At 68.6% G+C, this 18,732-nt stretch carries 17 protein-coding genes and 1 pseudogene; 7 read left to right on the top strand and 11 right to left on the bottom strand.

The genetic code is table 11. The features are described from left to right. The first annotated feature begins 18 nt into the window (after positions 1 to 18). A complete protein-coding gene (locus tag ACT9AS_RS11015; protein WP_445100175.1) occupies positions 19 to 1,281 on the top strand; it encodes a hypothetical protein in 1,263 nt (420 codons plus the stop codon). A 9-nt stretch (positions 1,282 to 1,290) separates the two neighbouring features. Here ACT9AS_RS11015 and ACT9AS_RS11010 read toward each other — a convergent pair whose 3' ends face one another. Then, positions 1,291 to 2,781: a rhomboid family intramembrane serine protease gene (locus tag ACT9AS_RS11010; protein WP_445100174.1), complete on the bottom strand. Its 1,491-nt coding sequence runs from the start codon at positions 2,779 to 2,781 to the stop codon at positions 1,291 to 1,293. Positions 2,782 to 2,873: 92 nt separating this feature from the next. Here ACT9AS_RS11010 and greB point away from each other — a divergent pair, with 92 nt between their 5' ends. Continuing rightward, entirely contained in the window at positions 2,874 to 3,380 is a 507-nt protein-coding gene (gene greB / locus ACT9AS_RS11005) for a transcription elongation factor GreB (protein ID WP_445100173.1), read from the top strand. 9 nt (positions 3,381 to 3,389) lie between these two features. Here the strand turns inward: greB and ACT9AS_RS11000 are convergent, their stop codons facing one another. Then, positions 3,390 to 4,076: a hypothetical protein gene (locus ACT9AS_RS11000; protein ID WP_445100172.1), complete on the bottom strand. Its 687-nt coding sequence runs from the start codon at positions 4,074 to 4,076 to the stop codon at positions 3,390 to 3,392. A gap of 138 nt (positions 4,077 to 4,214) precedes the next feature. Beyond that, positions 4,215 to 5,600 carry a 30S ribosomal protein S12 methylthiotransferase RimO gene (rimO, locus tag ACT9AS_RS10995; protein WP_445100361.1) on the bottom strand — a complete coding sequence of 462 codons (1,386 nt, stop codon included), beginning with the start codon at positions 5,598 to 5,600 and terminating at the stop codon, positions 4,215 to 4,217. A 265-nt stretch (positions 5,601 to 5,865) separates the two neighbouring features. Here rimO and ACT9AS_RS10990 point away from each other — a divergent pair, with 265 nt between their 5' ends. Together ACT9AS_RS10990 and ACT9AS_RS10985 are read left to right on the top strand one after the other, a co-directional pair. After that, positions 5,866 to 6,288, top strand: a complete 423-nt coding sequence (locus ACT9AS_RS10990; protein ID WP_445100171.1) for an HIT domain-containing protein — start codon at positions 5,866 to 5,868, stop codon at positions 6,286 to 6,288. A gap of 38 nt (positions 6,289 to 6,326) precedes the next feature. Beyond that, positions 6,327 to 6,617: a hypothetical protein gene (locus ACT9AS_RS10985; RefSeq protein ID WP_445100170.1), complete on the top strand. Its 291-nt coding sequence runs from the start codon at positions 6,327 to 6,329 to the stop codon at positions 6,615 to 6,617. Between the two features lie 21 nt (positions 6,618 to 6,638). Here ACT9AS_RS10985 and dcd read toward each other — a convergent pair whose 3' ends face one another. Continuing rightward, positions 6,639 to 7,226, bottom strand: a complete 588-nt coding sequence (gene dcd / locus ACT9AS_RS10980) for a dCTP deaminase (RefSeq protein ID WP_445100169.1) — start codon at positions 7,224 to 7,226, stop codon at positions 6,639 to 6,641. Between the two features lie 73 nt (positions 7,227 to 7,299). Further along, entirely contained in the window at positions 7,300 to 8,391 is a 1,092-nt protein-coding gene (gene apbC, locus ACT9AS_RS10975) for an iron-sulfur cluster carrier protein ApbC (protein WP_445100168.1), read from the bottom strand. 202 nt (positions 8,392 to 8,593) lie between these two features. On the opposite strand from apbC, the gene ACT9AS_RS10970 reads away from it, so the two are divergent. From ACT9AS_RS10970 to rnfB, 3 genes are all read left to right on the top strand, one after another. After that, positions 8,594 to 9,031, top strand: coding sequence for a DUF2147 domain-containing protein (locus ACT9AS_RS10970; RefSeq protein ID WP_445100167.1), 438 nt, complete (start codon positions 8,594 to 8,596; stop codon positions 9,029 to 9,031). A 166-nt stretch (positions 9,032 to 9,197) separates the two neighbouring features. After that, complete coding sequence (gene metG, locus ACT9AS_RS10965; protein WP_445100166.1) at positions 9,198 to 11,303, top strand: methionine--tRNA ligase; 2,106 nt, start codon at positions 9,198 to 9,200, stop codon at positions 11,301 to 11,303. A 69-nt stretch (positions 11,304 to 11,372) separates the two neighbouring features. After that, entirely contained in the window at positions 11,373 to 11,810 is a 438-nt protein-coding gene (gene rnfB, locus ACT9AS_RS10960) for an Rnf electron transport complex subunit RnfB (RefSeq protein WP_445100165.1), read from the top strand. A 112-nt stretch (positions 11,811 to 11,922) separates the two neighbouring features. Here rnfB and ACT9AS_RS10955 read toward each other — a convergent pair whose 3' ends face one another. The 6 genes and pseudogenes from ACT9AS_RS10955 to ACT9AS_RS10930 all read right to left on the bottom strand — a co-directional run. Then, positions 11,923 to 12,924 (bottom strand): TraB/GumN family protein, encoded by a 1,002-nt coding sequence (locus tag ACT9AS_RS10955; RefSeq protein ID WP_445100164.1) that lies wholly within the window; start codon positions 12,922 to 12,924, stop codon positions 11,923 to 11,925. Between the two features lie 9 nt (positions 12,925 to 12,933). Further along, on the bottom strand, positions 12,934 to 13,881 hold the full coding sequence (locus ACT9AS_RS10950; RefSeq protein WP_445100163.1) for a DUF1684 domain-containing protein: 948 nt from the start codon (positions 13,879 to 13,881) through the stop codon (positions 12,934 to 12,936). Position 13,882: 1 nt separating this feature from the next. Continuing rightward, positions 13,883 to 15,724 (bottom strand): DNA mismatch repair endonuclease MutL, encoded by a 1,842-nt coding sequence (gene mutL, locus ACT9AS_RS10945; RefSeq protein WP_445100162.1) that lies wholly within the window; start codon positions 15,722 to 15,724, stop codon positions 13,883 to 13,885. A 90-nt stretch (positions 15,725 to 15,814) separates the two neighbouring features. After that, entirely contained in the window at positions 15,815 to 17,335 is a 1,521-nt protein-coding gene (locus tag ACT9AS_RS10940) for an N-acetylmuramoyl-L-alanine amidase (protein ID WP_445100161.1), read from the bottom strand. An 88-nt stretch (positions 17,336 to 17,423) separates the two neighbouring features. Next, entirely contained in the window at positions 17,424 to 17,906 is a 483-nt protein-coding gene (gene tsaE, locus ACT9AS_RS10935; protein WP_445100160.1) for a tRNA (adenosine(37)-N6)-threonylcarbamoyltransferase complex ATPase subunit type 1 TsaE, read from the bottom strand. Then, positions 17,903 to 18,727 (bottom strand): annotated as a pseudogene (locus ACT9AS_RS10930) (NAD(P)H-hydrate dehydratase); the annotation flags it as partial. The gene tsaE and the pseudogene ACT9AS_RS10930, both read right to left, overlap by 4 nt. Positions 18,728 to 18,732 lie beyond the last annotated feature (5 nt).

The raw sequence follows: 18,732 nt of genomic DNA, 5'->3' as shown, positions 1-18,732 counted from the left end.
CGCCCAAGGAACGAGCCGATGCACGCCACCCCGACGTCCCGTACGCCGCCGATCCCGTTCTGGCACCGCCTGCGCCAGATCACCCTGTATCCATTCCGCGGCGCCGCGCTCTACAGCCTGCTTGCGCTGACCTTCGCGAGCCTGCTGGGGCTGGTCCCCGTGATCGGCTGGGTGATTTCGCTGCTGGTCTGGGTCGGCGCCTACAAGTACGCGTTCGAGATCCTGCGCGCGACCGCCGATGGCCGGATGGAAGCGCCGGAAGTCGTGCTCGATCTCGATGACGGCGTGGTCACGCGGCTGATCGGCATGCAGTTGTTCTTCATCGTGCTGATCGTGCTGGCGATGTGGCTGGGTGGACCGGTGATCGGGCTGCTGGCGATCGCGCTGATCGCGTTCCTGCAGCCCGGCTGCGTGATGTCGCTGGCGATCGACGGCAGCCTGTCGCACGCGCTCAACCCGGCGACGCCGCTGGGCGTGGTGGCACGGATCGGCTGGCCCTACCTGGCGGTGTTCGGCCTGCTGTTCGTGATCCAGGCCAGCATGTTCACCGCCGCCGTCTGGCTGGCCGGGGTGATGCCGCCGGTGCTGGCCGACCTGGCGGTGACCGCCGTGTCGTTCTGGGCGCTGTTCGCCGCGTTCCACCTGATGGGCTATCTGGTCTACCAGTACCACGAGGTGCTCGGTTACGTGCCGACCGGTGCCGATGCGCTGCCCGGCCGGCACACGCCGGATGCCGACCTGCTGGAGGAAGCCCAGGGCTACGTCCGCGACGGGCAGCTCGGCACCGCGCTGGAACTGCTGCGCGGCGAGACCCGCAGCCGCGCGGTCGGCCTGGACACCCACGACCTGTACCACCGCCTGCTGCGGCAGAACGGCGATACCGCCGCGCTGACCGAGCATGCCGGGCAGTACCTCAACCAGTTGATGCTTGAGCGGCAGGACCGCCGCGCCCTGGGCCTGCTGCGCGAGTGTCTCGATACCGATCCCGACTTCGTGCCGTTGCAGGTCGAGCATGCGGTGCAACTGGTCGAGCGCGCGCGCCTTGCCGGCCAGAGCCAGCTGGCGATCGACGTATTGCTGGCTTTGTTGCGCGCGCATCCCCGTCATCCGGACGCACCGCGCTGGGGCCTGGATGCGGCCCTGCTGATGGCCGACCGGATGGACCGCGACGCCGAGGCGCGCGCACTGCTCGAGCAGGCGCGGGAACGCTGTGAGGACGAGGAACTGCTGGCGAAGATAGAGGCGGCGCTGATGGCCCTGCAGGCGCCCGTAGGCGCCTGACGATGGAGATCAGCGCGCGGGGGAATGCGCGTTGACGAGCGGTTCCGACTCCAGCGCTGCCAGCAGGAACCGGGCCTTCTCTGCTTGTGGCTGGTCCGGATGCCGCTCGACCAGTGTCCGCAGTGCCTTCTGGTGGGCGGCATGGTCATGCCGGTCGCGCCAGCCAAGCGCGAGCTGGAACCGCAGTTGCGCCAGCTCCTGTTCGTCGCCGTGCCCCGCACCTTTCAGCACTTCTTCGGCTGAATCCAGCGCCCCCGAACGCAACCAACGGCGCGCCAGTTCCAGGCGTCGTGCAGACGCCACTTCGATTCCGGCGTCGTCGAGTTCCGCCAGGACAGCGCTCTGGGCCTGCACCTGCTCCGGATCGACCACGTCCAGTTCCAGCAACCCGAGCCCGCGCGCAGTCGTCGCATCGCGGCGCTGGCCGTTGCGCGCGACCCGGTACAGCGCCAGTCGCAGATCGAACCGGTCGGGCTGTTCGCGCACAAGCTCCTCGAGCAGGCGTTCGGCCTCGGCCAGTTGCATCCGGCCCAGGCACGCCTGCGCGCGCTCCCAGCGGTCGTCGCGTGGTTGATCGCCGGTGTCGAGGATGAAGCCGTCGCGAACCTGCCCGAACCGCACCAGCGCCGCGCCCATCAACGCACCACTGACGATGCCGCCGGCATGTGCGTCGAAGCCGATGCCGAGGTCGTCGTTGGCCAGCAGGTTGTAGACCTCCCAGCCCAGCCACAGCGGCAGCAGCCAGATCGCCGGCGCCCGCACGTAGTCGAATACGACCCCGAACCAGTAGAAGAACCGGACCGGCTGGCGACCCCAGATCACGCAGAACGCCCCCATCAGCGCGGCGACCGCACCGGACGCGCCCAGCCCACCGCCGGCCTCGCCCCAGCGCCACAGCAGCGACGCGGCACTGGAGCCGAACGCCCCCAGCAGGTAGACCCCGAGGAACCGGCCCGAGCCGAGCGCGCCTTCCACCAGCAGACCCAGCGCGAGCAGGAACAACATGTTGCCGATCAGGTGCATGACCCCGCCGTGCAGGAATGCCGACGCCAGCATCCGCCACGGATCGACCTCGGAACTGCGCAACAGGTGGCGCAGGGTGAACACCTCGCCAAGCAGCGCATCGTACTGCGCACGCAGCGGCCTCCACGTCTCCAGCTCACCGGTGCTGTGGAACAGATCGCCCGACTCCAGCGCAGCAACGAAGCCGACATCGGTCAGTGTCAGGTCGGCGACGTAATCCGCCCGCACATCCTCAGGCATCGCGTCCAGCTCGTTCAGCGCGTCGACCTGGTTGGTCCGGGCCAGGTAACGCCCGTAGGCCGGCACCTCGTGCCGGGCCAGTTCACTGTGCAGATAGTGTTGCCGCGCGCTCGCCATCGCGGCCTCGTCGCCACCCTGCCACCCGAAGAACACCAGCACGTTGGCCACGATCAGCAACGCGGTGACGAACGGGAAGGTCGCACGCGTGAGCGGACGGTGCAGCGGCAGGATCAGCATGGGCGAAGATGGCGACGGGTAGCGCGTAAGCGTCGACGATTCCGGCGGCAGGATGCAAGATCGTCGGAATCATCCGATTGCATGGAATCCCGATGGGCCGTTGGCGACCCCCTGCGGAAAAAAGCACCGCGCTGATTACGCGCGAGGGCCATGAGCGACTCAAGGCCGAGCTCGACGAACTCTGGCGCGTGCGGCGGCCGGAAGTGGTCAAGGCCCTCGCCGCCGCCGCAGCCGAGGGCGACCGCTCGGAGAATGCCGAGTACACCTACCGCAAGAAGCAACTCGGCGAGATCGACCGCCGTGTGCGCTATCTGAGCAAACGGGTGCCCGCGTTGCGGGTGGTCGATGCCGCGCCTTCGGACCCCTTGGCGGTGTATTTCGGCGCGACGGTCGAACTGGAGGACAGCGCCAGTGGCGAGCCCCGGCGTTACCGCATCGTCGGCCCCGATGAGACCGACGCGAAGCTGGGCTGGATCAGCATCGATTCGCCGCTCGCGCGGGCCATGCTGAAGAAGCGGCGGGACGACGAATTCGAGGCGCAGTTGCCCGGCGGCGCCCGGCGGTTCGTGATCGTGGAGGTCCAGTATCCGGCCGGATGACGACTCCGCTCAGGGCACCGGGCGCGGGGTGCCGCGCGCATGGATGGTCACCATCCCACCCATCGCCTCGACATCCAGCAGCGCAACCGGGTCCGGCGCCTGCTCCATGGACACCGGCGCCGACGGGCGAACCGAGCGTTGCGGCGGGCCGTAGACGAACACATTGCCCCCGGTGTCCAGGGTCACGGACTCGCCACGCTCGACCAGGTACTCCCCGGTTTCGAGGTCCCACTGCACGCGGGTGCTGGTCGCATCGACCACGGCGCCATAGCGCTCGCCATTGAGCTCGACCAACCGCATGCCGCCGGTCACGGGATCGTGGCGGTAATGCCAGGTGGTGGCGGTGACAGGGCCCTCGCCCGCGACCTGGCTGACCACCAGTTCGCCCCCGTCGACCGCCAGCGACGAGGCCGACGTCGGCGATGGCACCAGCGCCGCCTCGCCAAGCAGCCGGGCGCCGAACGCCGCGCCGTATTCGTCGCCATCCAGGATGCCGAGCACGCGCTCGTTGCGGTCGGCCGCGATGTAGGCCAGGTCGAGCCGCCCGTCGCCGTTGAGGTCGGCGTCCAGCCGCGCCTCCAGTTCCAGCGTGCCCAGCCAGGCCCGCAGGTCGTCGTCGGAAATGCGCCCGGGCCCTTGTTGGGCCATGGCGACCAGCGGAACGCATGCCGCGAGCAGCACCATCAACCGCCTCATGCCGCCTCCTCGGTCGGGACGCGGGCACGCGGACCAGCACCGGCCCGCGCGTTGCCGCACATACCGGGACAGACGCGGTTCGAACGGCTATCAGGCCATCACATCCCGGGCCGGGAGTTTCCGCGGCCCGGGCGGAGGTCAATCCTCGAAGGCGACCTCGCCGAACAGGTCGTGCTCGTCGCTGCCCATGATCTCGACATCGCAGAAATCGCCCGGCTTGAGGCCGGCGAAATAGCCGTTCTGCACCTGAACGAGGCCGTCGATCTCCGGCGCGTCGGCCATCGAGCGCGCGATCGCCAGCTCACCGTCGATCGCGTCGACGATGCAGCGCTGCACGGTGCCGACCTTGGACTCGAGCTTCGCCGCCGAGATTTCCGCCTGACGTTCCATGAAACGGGCCAGCCGCTCCTGCTTGACCTCCTCCGGCACCGGGTCGGGCAGTTCGTTGGCCCTCGCGCCTTCGACCGGCGAGTAGGCGAACGCGCCGACGCGGTCGAGCTGGGCCTCGTCGAGGAAGTCGAGCAGTTCCTCGAACTCGGCCTCGGTTTCGCCGGGGAAGCCGACGATGAAGGTCGAACGGATGGTGATGTCGGGTGCCACCGAACGCCAGCGCTGGATCCGCTCCAGGGTCTTGTCGACCGCGCCGGGCCGCTTCATCAGCTTCAGCACGCGCGGGCTGGCGTGCTGGAACGGGATGTCGAGGTAAGGCAGGATCCTGCCCTCGGCCATCAGCGGGATGATGTCGTCGACGTGCGGGTACGGGTACACGTAATGCAGCCGCGTCCACAGGCCGAGCTCGCCCAGCCCCTCGCACAAGGCCTTCATCCGGGTCTGGTACGCCTTGCCGCGCCACTCGCGCTCGGCGTAGCGCACGTCGACGCCGTAGGCCGAGGTGTCCTGAGAGATCACCAGCAGCTCCCTGACCCCGCCCATCGCCAGCTTCTCGGCCTCGCGCAGCACCTGGTCCACCGGACGCGACACCAGGTCGCCACGCATCGACGGGATGATGCAGAAGCTGCAGCGGTGGTTGCAGCCTTCGGAAATCTTCAGATAGGCGTAATGCTTCGGCGTCAGCTTGATGCCCACCGTGTCTGTGTCGGCCTCAAGAGGCCGACGCGGCACCAGGCTGGTGAACGGATCGTGCTTTGGCGGCAACGCTTCATGCACCGCGCCGAGCACGCTGTCGTAGTCCTGTGGACCGCTGATCGACAGCACGCCGGGGTGCGCCTCGCGGATCACCTCCGCGCGCTTGCCCAGGCAGCCTGTGACGATGACCTTGCCGTTCTCGTTCATCGCCTCGCCGATCGCATCCAGCGACTCGGCCACGGCCGAGTCGATGAAGCCGCAGGTGTTGACCACCACCACGTCGGCATCGTCGTAGCTGGGCACGAGGTCGTAACCCTCGACCCGCAACTGAGTCAGGATGCGCTCGGAATCGACCAGCGCCTTCGGGCATCCGAGGCTTACGAAGCCCACCCTGGGGTTGCCGGACGCCCGGTCGCCTCCGGGCGCCGGGGCGCTCATGGACGGCGTGGCGTTCTTGGACGGAAGGGGATGCAGTGACATGGAATGGCCGGGTAAGCGAAGGATGGGCGAAACACGCGAACGGCCTGCACGCTTGGTGCAGGCCGCAGGATGTGGTCGGGGCGCGAATTATATCGCGGGCGCTAGAATCGACCCGGAAACCGCCCCGCCAAGCTGAACGACGCCGGGACGGGCCTGCCGGAAGCCGTCAGCCGCAAAGGCCGCCGTCCCGGCACCGCGCCACGCGTCCGACGGAGAGTCCGAGATGAATCCCGCTGCCCAAGGCTGGCAACTGCACCCGCAACTGGCCGACGACACCCACCCCGTGGCGCATCTGGACCTGTGCGAGCTGCGCCTGATGGACGACGCCAACCACCCCTGGCTGATCCTCGTGCCGCGGGTCGCGGACGCGGTCGAATGGACCGACCTCGACGACGCCGCGCAGGCCCGCCTCAACGCCGAGATCAACCTGTCCTGCCGGGCGCTACGGCAGTTGTTCCGCCCGCACAAACTCAACGTCGCCGCGCTCGGCAACATGGTGTCGCAACTGCACATCCACGTTATCGCCCGCTTCGAGAACGACATCGCATGGCCGCGCCCGGTGTGGGGTACGGCCACGGCGAAGCCCTACTCACCGGAGTCGCTGATCGAGCGGATTACGCGCTTGCAGGCAGCAGTCTCCGGCTGATCGCCACACCACTTGCAACCACTTCGACAGAGAACTCCATGCGCATACTGCTGCTCGCCCTTCTGCTCGCCACCACCGCCGTTCCCGCTCACGCCGGGCTGTTCGACAAGAAGCCCGAGGACGCGGCCCGCGAAGCCGCGGAGACGGGCATGGCCGCCGCCACGATCTGGGTCGACGCCAGCTGGGGTTTCCGCAACCAGGGCGCGGCAAATGACCTGAGCAAGGCCCACCAGGCGTTCGCCCGCCACGGTTACAAAGTGGTCAGCGTTGAACCGTATATCGAGAACAACGACCTGCAGGGCTTTTTCGTCACATACCAGAAACCCTGAGGACAGCCATCCGGCCCGCGGTCAGGTGCGGGGCAGTGTCACGCCCCGCTGCCCCTGGTACTTGCCGCCGCGATCCTTGTACGACGTCTCGCAGATGTCGTCCTGGTCCGCCTGGAAAAACAGCATCTGGGCCACGCCTTCATTGGCGTAGATCCGGGCCGGCAGGGGCGTGGTGTTGCTGAACTCCAGCGTCACGTGGCCTTCCCACTCCGGCTCAAGCGGGGTCACGTTGACGATGATCCCGCAGCGCGCGTAGGTGCTCTTGCCCAGGCACACTACCAGGGTGTCGCGCGGTATCCGGAAGAACTCCACCGTGCGCGCCAGCGCGAACGAGTTGGGCGGAATGATGCACTCGTCCGCCTCGACATCGACGAAGCTGCCCGGGTCGAAGTGCTTGGGGTCGACGATCGTCGAGTTGATGTTGGTGAACACCTTGAACTCGCGCGAGCAGCGCACGTCGTAGCCGTAGCTGGATGTGCCGTAGCTGACGATGCGCTCGCCATTCGCCCCGCCCTTGTCGGAGAACTTGACCTGGCCGGCCTCGAACGGCTCGATCATGGCGTTCTGCTCGGCCATGCGACGGATCCAGCGGTCGGACTTGATGCTCATGCAGTGGGCTCTATGGAAAAGGCGGATCGATTGTAAACGCTGGCTTGGCGCAAGGCTGGCCCGCAGGGCGCCGCTACAGCAACGACGCCGAAATCGACGGCGTCACCCGCGGCCGTTGCGCCAGCGCGATCGCCAGTTGCCGTGCCGCATCGCGATAGGCCTGCGCCGCGGCCGAATCCGGCGCGGCCACCACGACCGGCACGCCGGCGTCGCCCTGCTCGCGGATCGCCAACTCCAGTGGAAGGCTGCCAAGCAACGGCACTCCGTACTGGTTCGCCATCCGCTGTCCACCGCCTTCACCGAACACGTGTTCCGCATGGCCGCAGTTGGAGCAGACGTGCACCGCCATGTTCTCGACCAGCCCGAGCACCGGCACTTCGACCTTCTCGAACATCTTCAAGGCCTTCTTCGCGTCCAGCGTGGCGACATCCTGCGGCGTGGTCACGATGACCGCGCCAGCCACGGGAATCTTCTGGGCGAGGGTCAGCTGGATATCGCCGGTTCCGGGCGGCAGGTCGATCAGCAGGTAGTCGAGGTCGTCCCAGCGGGTGTCGTTGAGCAGTTGGGTCAGCGCCGAGGTCGCCATCGGTCCGCGCCAGATCATCGGCGTGTCCTGTTCGACCAGCAGTCCGATCGACATCGCCTGGATGCCATGCGCGCGCATCGGCTCGATCGACTTGCCGTCCGGGCTGTCGGGCCGTCCCGACAGCCCCAGCATCATCGGCACGCTCGGGCCGTAGACATCCGCATCCAGCACACCGACCCTGGCGCCGTCAGCAGCCAGCGCGAGTGCGAGGTTGACCGCGGTGGTGGACTTGCCCACCCCGCCCTTGCCGGAGCCGACCGCGATGATGTTGCGGACCTTCTGCAGCGGCGACAGCCTGGGCTGCACTGCGTGCGCGGTGATCCGGCTGCGCAACTCGAACCGCGCCAGTTCGGCGCCGTGTCGCTGGACGACTTCGGCCACGGCCATGCGGTAGCGCTCCTGCGAGGCGTCGGCCGGGAAGCCCAGGATGATCTCGACCGCCACCCGGCCATCGTCACCGGCCACCCGGACCACCGCGCCGACCCCGGCGAGACTGTCTTTGTCCCCCGGGGACACCGGCAATGCGGAAATATCGGCTTGCAGCGATTCGTTGATGTTCAAGGCAGGGCCTGTAAGCATTGGAAACAGCCCATTTTAGGCCAACGCACGCATGCGCCGGCCTGCGCCAGATCAAGCCGACCGCAATACGCGGGGTCCGGTCCGGGGCTGTCGAAAGCACCTGAACGGGTGGCCGCGAAGGCCCGTCAATACGCCGGCGGATGCGGTATAAAGGCCGCACTGGCTTCTCCACCACAGCCATTCGACAACCCGGAGGAAATACATGCGCATCAAGATGCTCGCACTGCTGCTGCTCGCGTTGCCCATGGCCGCTTTCGCCCAGACCAGCACCCCGGTGGGGTCGTGGAAGACGATCGACGACGACACCGGCAAGGCCAAGTCGGTGGTTGAAATCTACGAGACGCGCGACGGCAAGCTCGCCGGCCGGGTGGTCGATGTGCTGCAGTCGGACCAGGGCGAGAACCCAGTCTGCAAGAAGTGCAAGGGCGACCGCAAGGACCAGCCGATCGAGGGCATGGTGATCATGTGGGGCCTCGAGCGTGACGGCGACAGTTGGGAGGGCGGCAGGATCCTCGACCCGGCCAACGGCAAGGAATATTCCGTCAAGGTCACCCCGTCCACGGACGGCAGCAAGCTCGAGGTCCGTGGCTTCATGGGCTTCTCGCTGCTTGGCCGGACCCAGACCTGGATGCGGCAATAGGGCAACGCCGGCAAAACGCGCGATCACGCGCTTCCATCCTGTGACGGCCCGCCTCGCGCGGGCCGTTTTTCGTCATGCCGCCCGGTGGACACGCCAGACTTCGCAGCCGCCATGGAGCGCCCGCGACGCGTGCGATAATCGGCGCCCCTTCATCGTCCACATGCCCATGCCCCGCGAGCTCGTCGTCACCTGCGCCCTGCCCTACGCCAACGGCCCGCTGCACCTCGGCCACCTGGTCGGCTATGTCCAGGGCGACATCTTCGCGCGCGCGCAGCGGCTGTCGGGCAACGCTGCCCACTTCGTCTGCGCCGACGACACCCACGGCACGCCGATCATGCTGGCCGCCGAGAAGGCGGGGATGACGCCCGAGGCCTACATCGCCGGCATCCAGGCCAGCCACGAGCGCGATTTCGCCGACTTCGGGGTGGCGTTCGACCACTACGACTCCACCAACTCGCCGCGCAACCGGGCGCTGACCGAGGCGATCTACGCCAAGCTCGACAACAGTGGCCACATCAAGCGCCGCTCGGTCGCCCAGCTGTACGACCCGGCCAAGGGCATGTTCCTGCCCGACCGCTTCGTCAAGGGCACCTGCCCCAACTGCGGCACGCCCGACCAGTACGGCGACAACTGCGAGCACTGCGGCGCGACCTATGCGCCGACCGAGCTGAAGGAGCCGCGCTCGGTGGTCAGCGGCGCGACACCGGAATTGCGCGAGTCGGAGCACTTCTTCTTCGAGGTCGGCGACTTCGATGCGTTCCTGCGCGAATGGCTGTCCGGCGACGTCGCCGCGCCGGGGGTCAAGGCCAAGCTGAAGGAGTGGCTGGACGCCGAGGGCGGCCTGCGCGCGTGGGACATCTCGCGCGACGCGCCGTACTTCGGTTTCGAGATCCCCGGCCACCCGGGCAAGTACCTGTACGTCTGGATCGACGCGCCGATCGGCTACCTGTCGAGCTTCCAGGCACTGTGCGAACGCGAGGGGCTGGACTTCTTCAGTTACCTCGCCCGCGACAGCGACGCCGAGCTGCACCACTTCATCGGCAAGGACATCGTCAACTTCCACGGCCTGTTCTGGCCGGCGGTACTGCACGGTGCGGGCTTCCGCGCGCCGACCCGGCTGCACGTCAACGGCTACCTGACCGTCGACGGCGCCAAGATGTCGAAGTCGCGCGGCACGTTCGTCATGGCACGCACGTATCTGGACGCGGGCCTCGACCCGGAGGCGTTGCGTTACTACTTCGCGACCAAGACCTCGGGCGGCGTCGATGACCTCGACCTCAACCTCGGGGACTTCGTCGCACGGGTGAACTCGGACCTGGTCGGCAAGTTCGTCAACCTCGCCAGCCGCTGCGCCGGCTTCATCAGCAAGCGCTTCGACGGCCGGCTGGCGGATGCATTGCCGGACCCCGCGATGTACGCGCGCTTCGTCGAACAGTTGCAGCCGATCGCCGAGGCCTACGGGCGCAACGAGGCCGCCACCGCGCTGCGCCTGACCATGGCGCTGGCCGACGAGGCCAACCGCTACATCGACGAGCACAAGCCGTGGGTGATCGCGAAGCAGGAAGGCGCCGACGCCGAGCTTCAAGCGGTCTGCACCCAGGGATTGAACCTGTTCCGTGTGCTCAGTACCGCGCTCAAGCCGGTGCTGCCGCGCGTGACGGCCCAGGCAGAGGCCTTCCTGGACTCGCCGGTGTCGGCGTGGGGCGGGATTGCCACGCCTCTGACCGGCCACCGCATCGCCGCCTACACCCCGCTTTTCACCCGTATCGACCCGAAACTGATCGAAGCCATGACCGAAGCCAGCAAGGAATCCCTGAAATCGACCGATGCCACCGCGGCTGTTGCGGGAGCGGCCTCGGCCGCGAAGCCGGTAGCCGCAGGGGGCGTCACTTCGATCGCGGCTGAAGTCGCGCCGACGAAAAAAAGCGGCGATGCGTCCGCCACGATCGGCATCGACGACTTCGCCAAGCTCGATTTACGCATTGGCAAGGTGCTCGAGTGCGAGTTCGTCGACGGCTCCGACAAGCTGCTGCGCTTCCAGCTCGACGCCGGCGAACTCGGCCAGCGGCAGATCTTCTCCGGCATCCGCGCGTCCTACCCGGAGCCGGGAAAACTGGTCGGCCGCAGCGTGGTGTTCATCGCCAACCTCGCGCCGCGCAAGATGCGTTTCGGCATGAGCGAGGGGATGATCCTCTCGGCCGGTTTCGATGCCGGCGCGCTGGCGCTGCTCGACGCCGACACCGGCGCGCAGGCCGGGATGCCGGTACGTTAGCCGGAGTTTCGCGCCCGGCGCGTTCCGGAACCCCGGTTGCCGGAAGATCCCGAGGCTACCGCTGCCGCCATGTCCGACTTGATTGAACGCCTCGACCGTCTACTGCCACAGACCCAGTGCGGCCAGTGCGGCTATGCCGGGTGCCGGCCGTACGCCGAAGCCATGGCGGCTGGCGAGGCCGGCGTCGACCACTGCCCTCCCGGCGGCGATCCCGGCGCACGGGCACTTGCGCGGTTGCTGGGCTTGGATCCGGTGCCGTTCGATCGCTCGCGCGGCGAGCACCTGCCCGCGCAGGTCGCACTGGTCGTCGAGGAGGACTGCATCGGCTGCACCAAGTGCATCCAGGCCTGCCCGGTCGACGCGATCATCGGCGGCGCGAAGCACATGCATACCGTCATCGAGCCACTGTGCACCGGCTGCGAGCTGTGCGTGCCGGCCTGTCCGGTGGATTGCATCGTGCTGGTGCCGGCAACTGCAGCGGGCGGCGCTCCTGCAGGAGCGACGTAAGTCGCGAACGCACGGCGATCCCGCAACTCGACGTGCCCTCGACGTGCGTATGCCGGCATCGGGATCCACCCTTGCAAGCAACCCGACGCTGCAATCGCGACTTACGTCGCTCCTACAGTGGGGGCTGCGGCGTCGGTGAAGCCGGCGCTTCGCACGCTCTGCAGATCCGCTCGACGTCGTAGCCCCTGTCGCGCAGTTTCTCGACCAGGCCGTCCTCGCCCAGCAGGTGCAGGGCGCCGACCACCACCAGCGTATCGTCGTCGCCCGGCGCTTCCAGCCTGTCCTGCAACCGGGGCAACCAGGCTTCATTGCGTGCGACGTTGACGGTGCGGTAGGTCTCGGGCGTCTTCTGCAGCATCTCCAGCCGGGTCAGCGCATCGAGTTCGACCACGTCGCCGTCGCGCCAGGCCTGGTGCAGCGCGGCCAGTGTGGCGGGCATCTCCTGCGGCCGGTCGAGGAAGTCCGCGAGACCGGCGACCTGCTCCTCCATTGGGATCGAGTCGAGCGCGCGCAACTGGTCCTCGAAGGTTTCCAGCCCGCCGGCGGGCTTGCCCTCGGCCTCGGCGCGCGCCATCAGGTGCCGGTCCAGCCCCTGTTCGGCGCTGAAACCAAGTGACCGGGAGAGCCCCATCAACAGCGACAGGTTGACGAACCATGGCTCGTAACCGTCGACCCGGGCGAGCGAACCGCCCTGTCGTGTCAGCAGCCGACGCAGCTTTTCACGCAGGCGCGGTGGCAGCACCGCGGACAGGGTCCGCTGGTCATCGTAGGCGGCGGCGGAAAGGAACTTCGCCGGGGCCGCCGGATCGTTCAGCGCCGCCGGCGGGATCTCGAACACCAGCGACTCCGCGTCGGCGAAGGCCTGTTCGACATCCGCGGACAACGGGTAGTCGTCGTCCTTGAGCAGGTGGAACGAACCCAGCAGGTAAAGCGCGTTGTCGCCGTCGGACACCTTCCACAGCAACGGCACCGGCGGCACGTATTCCGGTGTCTGCGACGGAACCGGTTGCGACGGAACCGCCTGCAGCGCATGGCGGGCAACGGGCTCGACCGCCGCCGCGGCGACCTGCGACACCGCGAGCAGCATCGCCGCGAGCACCCTTATCGACCGCATGCGCAATCCTCAGTGACCGTAGGCTTTTTCGCCGGCGGCAATCGCCAGGTCCAGCCGGTTTTCCGGCGGAGGCAGCGGGCACGTCGCAAACGCGGTGAACGCGCACGGCGGGTTGTAGGAACGGTTGAAATCCACCACCACATGGCCGTCGGCATCGGGCTTGGGGACATAGAGGAAGCGGCCGGCGCCGTAGCTGCCATGGCCATTGGTGCGATCGGCGAATACCAGGAACAGCTCCTCCCCGCCTTCGTCCAGCGCTTCGATCCGGTGGGTGACGCCATCGCGCTCGAACTCGATCGCGCCCGGATTGGGCACCTCGTCGGTGGTGCCGATGATGTTGGCGACCTCGATGGTCTGGCCCGCCGGGTTCGGCACCCAGTTGCCGGTGACCTGCCACCCGGGATCGGCCGGCCAGTAGTCGAGGCCATGGAATCCGGTGCGGGTCGGTGCGTCGGCATGGCGGACGCGCAGGGCGATGCGGTCGCCACGCCGGATCGGGGTGGCGCGTCCCTTGCCCTCATCGAAGCCGATTTCGCTCGGCCCGGCGGGATCGTCGTCGGTACGCAGCACGGCGGCACCGGTCAGCGGCTCGCCGTCGAGGGTCAGGGCCACGCCGTCCTCGGGGACGAAGCGCAGGACGCCGTCGTCCAGCCTGATCATGCCCAGGTGGTCCGGCCCCATGGTCAGCTGGATGCCGTTGTCGGCGTCGCTGCCGACGTAATGGGAACCGGAGGTGATCCAGTGCAACCCGGTCAGGCTGGCCCAGCCGTCGGGCTTGAGCAGGCCCGCCTTGCGCTGGTCGCGCCAGGCTTGCTGTGCGTTGTTGAATGCGGCGGTTTCGGCAGACATCGGGGCGTCCTTCGCGGGGTCGTTGGAATCACTGCTGCCGCACCCCGCAAGGGCGGCGCCCAGTACGGTCGCGCAGAGCAGCAGGCGGGCGATTTTGGGTTGTGGCATGTCAGCGTCCTCGCAGGAACCAGCGGTCCATTTCCGCCAGCGTGAAACGGGCCCAGGTCGGACGGCCGTGATTGCACTGGCCGGAGCGCTCGGTCGCTTCCATTTCGCGCAGCAATGCGTTCATCTCGGGCAGGCTCAGGCGCCGGTTGGCGCGTACCGCGCCGTGGCAGGCCATGGTCGAGAGCAGTTCGTCGCGGGCAGCCGCCACGCGGCGCGACTCGCCATGCTCGCGCAGGTCGGCCAGCACGTCGCGCAGCAGCGCTTCGACGTCGCCATGGGCGAGCAGCGCGGGCACGCTGCGCAGGGTCAGCGATTGCGGACCGGCGCGGGTAACTTCAAAACCGAGCGCATCGAGGGTCGCGGCTTCGCGCTCGGCGACGTCGGCCTCGCGCTCCGACACCGCCAGGGTCGCCGGCACAAGCAACGGTTGGGTGCGCAGCCCGGCACCGTCGTGCGCGGCCTTGAGTTTCTCGTAGCCGATGCGCTCGTGCGCGGCGTGCATGTCGACCACGACCAGGCCCTCGCGCGACTCGGCGAGCACGTAGATGCCGTGCAGTTGCGCGACCGCGTAACCCAGCGGCGGCAAGGTGTCGTCGCCGGTGTCGGGCAATGGCGCGCGCTCGGCCAGCGCGGCCGGGGCAAACGATCCAGCCGGGGCATCGGCCGACAGGCGCGGGCCCGTGGTCGTGGACGCGTCGCCGTACAACGCAGCGTAGCCGTTGCGCACTTCGGCCACCTGCAAACCAAGCGGAGCCTGCGGCGGTGACCAGCGGTGGTGCGGCGCCTGCCCCGCCGGTTCCTCGCGCGCAAGCGCGGGCACGACGCCGGCGCGGGTCTCGGCGAGCGCCGCCTGCAGCGTGCGGTAGACGAAGTCGTGGATCAGCCGCGAGTCGCGGAACCGGACCTCGTGCTTGGCCGGGTGCACGTTGACGTCGACGCGGCGGGGATCGAGTTCGAGAAACAGCACGTAGGCCGGCTGGCGCCCGTGGAACAGCACGTCGGCGTAGGCCTGTTTCACCGCGTGGGCGATGCTGCGGTCGCGGATCGCGCGGCCATTGCAATAAACGTACTGCTGGTCGGCACTGGCGCGGTTGTAGGACGGTTGCGCGATCCAGCCGTGCAGGCGCAGCGGCTGCGCCGAGTCGGAGATTGCCGCGCCCTGGTGGTCGACGTGCAGGGCGTTCTTCGCGAACTCCTCGCCAAGGGTCTCGTGCAGCCGTACGTCCGACAGCAGGTCGGTGTCGCCCTTCCAGCGCCGCGATGGCTTGCCGTTGTGCGACATCCGCAGCTCGACATCGGGACGGGCCAGTGCGAGCTGCCGCAACCACTCCTCGATGTGGCCCAGTTCGGTGCGCTCGGCGCGCATGAACTTGCGCCGCGCCGGCACGTTGAAGAACAGGTCGCGAACCTCGACCGTGGTGCCGCGCGGATGCGCGCGTGGCGCCACTTCACCGACCCGTCCGCCTTCGATCTCCAGCGACGAGCCATGCTCGGCATCGGCACGGCGCGAGCTCAGCACGAAGCGGCTGACCGAAGCGATCGATGGCAACGCCTCGCCGCGGAACCCGAGCGTGGCGACGCCTTCGAGGTCGTCGAGCGAGGCGATCTTGCTGGTGGCGTGGCGCGAGACCGCCAAGGGCAACTCGTCGGGCGCGATGCCGGCACCGTCGTCGCGGATGCGGATCAGGCGCGCGCCACCCTCTTCCAGGTCGATGTCGACCCGGCGGGCGCCGGCATCCAGGGCATTCTCGACCAGTTCCTTCACCACCGAGGCCGGTCGCTCGACGACCTCGCCGGCGGCAATCTGGTTGATCAGGATGTCGGGGAGCGGGCGGATCTGCACGGAACGACGCGACTCACGGCTGGATGGCGGGACTGGCCATCATAGCGAAGCGAATGCGTCCTGCCGCGCCCGCCGACCGGTTCGCGACCGCTATGGACTGCCGCCGGCAGCGCCCAGCGAACCACCCGCGGCGGCGCGTGCGGCATACATCGTCCCCGGCGGCGGCTGGCGGGTGAAGAACGTATTGACCCCGTCGAGCACCGCGCCGGCCAGCTTGCGCTGGAACGCGGGATCCTGCAGCCGGCGCTCCTCCTCCGGATTGGAGATGAAGGCGGTCTCGACCAGCATCGCCGGCATGTCCGAGGTGCGCAGCACCGCGAAGTTGGCGCGTTCGATGTGGCGCTTGTGGATGTTGCCGACCTGCATCAGGCCACCGAGGATTTCCTCGGCCGCGTCTTCGGACGCCTTCAACTGGCCGCTCTGGGTCAGGTCGATCAGCACCGAAGCCAGAGTGTTGCTTGTCTGCTCGAGACGGACGCCACCGACCAGGTCGGACGAGTTCTCCTTGTTGGCCAGCCAGCGCGCGCGCTGCGACGAGGCGCCCTTGAGCGAGAGCACGTAAACCGACGATCCATCGGCACTGCGGTTCTCGGCCGCGTCCGCGTGGATCGAGATGAACATGTCGGCCTTGGCCGCGCGCGCCAGTTTTGCGCGCTTGTTCAAGGGAATGAACACGTCGGTATCGCGGGTCAGGTAGGCCTTCAGCCCGGGCGCGGCGTTGATCTGACGGGCCAGTTCCTTGCTGATCTGCAGCACCACGTCCTTCTCGCGGGTGCCGTTCTTGCCGATTGCGCCGGGGTCCTGGCCACCGTGCCCGGGATCGATCGCGATGATCAGCGGCCGGTTGTTGCGGCTGTCCATCAGCTCGCGCATGGTCTTGACCGGCGGCGCGTCCGCCACCGCGGGACTGGCCGGCACGGGTGCGGGCTGGCCGGTGGCGATGCGGGTGGGCACGCCAGTGGCGATCGTCGTCGGCACCGCCGGGGCAGGAGTGCTCGCGGACGCGACGGTTGCCGGCGCGGCCTGGCTGGCGTTGCCGGCGGTGATCTGCGAAATCAGGCGGGTGGTCGCGGCCGACGACGCCGCGGCCTGGTCGGCCCACTGGTCGATCGGGGATCTACCCGGTGTGGAAGCGTTCGGCGTGGCGCTGGATGGCGCGGGCGCGACGGCCGCCGGGCTGGTGGCTGCCACGGCCGTGGGTGCCTTGCCGTCGCCCGGCCACTCGATCACCAGCCGGGGCCCGGAAGCGCCCTGCTCGAGCCGGGGCCCGAGTGCGGTGACCTGCTGTCCGAGGTCGAACACGATGCGCGCCGTGCCGGGAACCGGCTGGCCGGTGCGGATGCCCTGGACCACTCCGCTGCCTGCCGGGACCTGCATGCCATTGGCGATCGTCGATGCCGGCAGGTCGACCACCAGCCGGTCGGGACCGGAAAGGCTGATGACCTTGAACCCGGAGGCCTTGTCCAGCGCGATTTCGGCGCGGGTACCGGTCGCGCCCGTGCTCAGGTGGACGCCCTCGACCTCACTGGCGCGCGCCAGGTTCCAGGCCAGCGCCGAAAGCAGCGCGGCGCCGAGCAGAAGTTTCTGGAAAGTGGCGCCTTTGGCTCGCATGGGGCGTAGTCAAGCACCAGCCCGCGACTATTGCAAGCATTTTTTCCCTTAGGAATCCGACACCTGCCGAACCTTCTTGTGGAATCGTTCAGGAGTCGGACGCAACTGCCCCATCCAGCTCGAGTCGATCCAGCCAGCCGCGCCCTGTCTCGCTCAAAGGGGTCAGCCGGACCTGGCGACCGGCACCTTCCAGCGCCAGGGCGACCTGCAGGTCCGGTGCCGGCAGGGCGTGTCCGCCGCGTTCCGGCCATTCCACCAGCCACAGCGTGGCGTCGTCGGTGTCGAGCCCGAGGAACTCCAGTTCGCCGGGCTCGCCGATGCGATAGAGGTCCATGTGCCAAGCCTCTCCACCTTCGGCGAGCGGATAGCGCTCGACCAGGGTGTAGGTCGGGCTGCGGATCGCGCCCGCCACCCCGAGCGCGCGCAGCAACGCGCGTGCGAGCGTCGACTTGCCGGCGCCCAGGTCGCCCTGTAGGTGGACGACCGCGCGCGGCGGCCGGGTCGCGGCCAGCGCGCGGCCCAGGCGGTCGGTCTGCGCGCTGTCGGCCAGCCAGTGCGACTTCGGATTCATTCGGAACGCCCCGGGTTCGCGAGCCGCCGCAGCCACGGCATCAGGTCGGTCGGCAACAGGCCGCGCTCGCCGCCTTCGCGTGCCGCGGCGTCGCCCGCGGCAGCGTGCAGCAGTGCGCCACAACTGGCCGCGTCGAACGCATCCAGTCCCTGCGCATGCAGCGAGGCGACGACCCCGGCCAACACGTCACCCATGCCACCGACCGCCATGCCGGGGTTGCCGGCGTCCACTTGTCGAGGAGAGCGCTTGGGGGCCGCGATTATGCTGCCCGCACCCTTGAGCACCACCACCGCATCGAACTGTCCGGCAAGACGGCGGGCAACCCCGAAACGGTCGCGCTGGACTCCGGCGGTGTCGATTCCCAGCAGGCGCGCGGCTTCGCCCGGGTGTGGTGTCAGGATCGAGCCCGCGGGCAAGGGGCACGGCGATGCGGCCAGCAGGTTGAGGGCGTCGGCGTCGAGCACAGCCGGTTTTCCAGCCGCCAGAACCCGCGCCAGCAGCATCGCACCCCATGCACCCTGCCCCAGCCCCGGACCGATCGCGATGACATCGGCGGCGTCGATGAAACCGGCATCAAGCGCATCGGCATCGTCGGCATGGCCATGGGCCATCGCCTCGGGCAATCGAGCCAACAGCGCGGCGACATGCGGTTGCCGGGTCAGCACGTCGACCAGCCCCGCCCCGCTGCGCAACGCCGCTTCGGCCGCTAGCAGGATCGCGCCGCCGTGGCCATGCTCGCCACCGATGCAGAGCACCCGGCCGTGTTCGCCCTTGTGGCTGTCGCGGCGACGCGGCTGCAGCCAGCGCCGCAGGTCGTGCGGCTGCA

Source organism: Lysobacter sp. F60174L2 (assembly GCF_052547135.1).
This window is presented reverse-complemented; position numbering and strand designations above follow the sequence as displayed.

What these genes read in the sequence shown, in the direction of transcription:
- ACT9AS_RS11000 (WP_445100172.1), bottom strand. Translation starts at nt 4,076, where the DNA reads ATGAGGCGGTTGATGGTGCTGCTCGCGGCATGCGTTCCGCTGGTCGCC.
- ACT9AS_RS10950 (WP_445100163.1), bottom strand. Translation starts at nt 13,881, where the DNA reads ATGCCACAACCCAAAATCGCCCGCCTGCTGCTCTGCGCGACCGTACTG.
- ACT9AS_RS11015 (WP_445100175.1), top strand. Translation starts at nt 19, where the DNA reads ATGCACGCCACCCCGACGTCCCGTACGCCGCCGATCCCGTTCTGGCAC.
- greB (WP_445100173.1), top strand. Translation starts at nt 2,874, where the DNA reads ATGGGCCGTTGGCGACCCCCTGCGGAAAAAAGCACCGCGCTGATTACG.
- tsaE (WP_445100160.1), bottom strand. Translation starts at nt 17,906, where the DNA reads ATGAATCCGAAGTCGCACTGGCTGGCCGACAGCGCGCAGACCGACCGC.
- ACT9AS_RS10985 (WP_445100170.1), top strand. Translation starts at nt 6,327, where the DNA reads ATGCGCATACTGCTGCTCGCCCTTCTGCTCGCCACCACCGCCGTTCCC.
- ACT9AS_RS10970 (WP_445100167.1), top strand. Translation starts at nt 8,594, where the DNA reads ATGCGCATCAAGATGCTCGCACTGCTGCTGCTCGCGTTGCCCATGGCC.
- ACT9AS_RS11010 (WP_445100174.1), bottom strand. Translation starts at nt 2,781, where the DNA reads ATGCTGATCCTGCCGCTGCACCGTCCGCTCACGCGTGCGACCTTCCCG.
- dcd (WP_445100169.1), bottom strand. Translation starts at nt 7,226, where the DNA reads ATGAGCATCAAGTCCGACCGCTGGATCCGTCGCATGGCCGAGCAGAAC.
- metG (WP_445100166.1), top strand. Translation starts at nt 9,198, where the DNA reads ATGCCCCGCGAGCTCGTCGTCACCTGCGCCCTGCCCTACGCCAACGGC.
- rnfB (WP_445100165.1), top strand. Translation starts at nt 11,373, where the DNA reads ATGTCCGACTTGATTGAACGCCTCGACCGTCTACTGCCACAGACCCAG.
- ACT9AS_RS10955 (WP_445100164.1), bottom strand. Translation starts at nt 12,924, where the DNA reads ATGCGGTCGATAAGGGTGCTCGCGGCGATGCTGCTCGCGGTGTCGCAG.
- apbC (WP_445100168.1), bottom strand. Translation starts at nt 8,391, where the DNA reads ATGCTTACAGGCCCTGCCTTGAACATCAACGAATCGCTGCAAGCCGAT.
- ACT9AS_RS10990 (WP_445100171.1), top strand. Translation starts at nt 5,866, where the DNA reads ATGAATCCCGCTGCCCAAGGCTGGCAACTGCACCCGCAACTGGCCGAC.
- rimO (WP_445100361.1), bottom strand. Translation starts at nt 5,600, where the DNA reads ATGAGCGCCCCGGCGCCCGGAGGCGACCGGGCGTCCGGCAACCCCAGG.
- ACT9AS_RS10940 (WP_445100161.1), bottom strand. Translation starts at nt 17,335, where the DNA reads ATGCGAGCCAAAGGCGCCACTTTCCAGAAACTTCTGCTCGGCGCCGCG.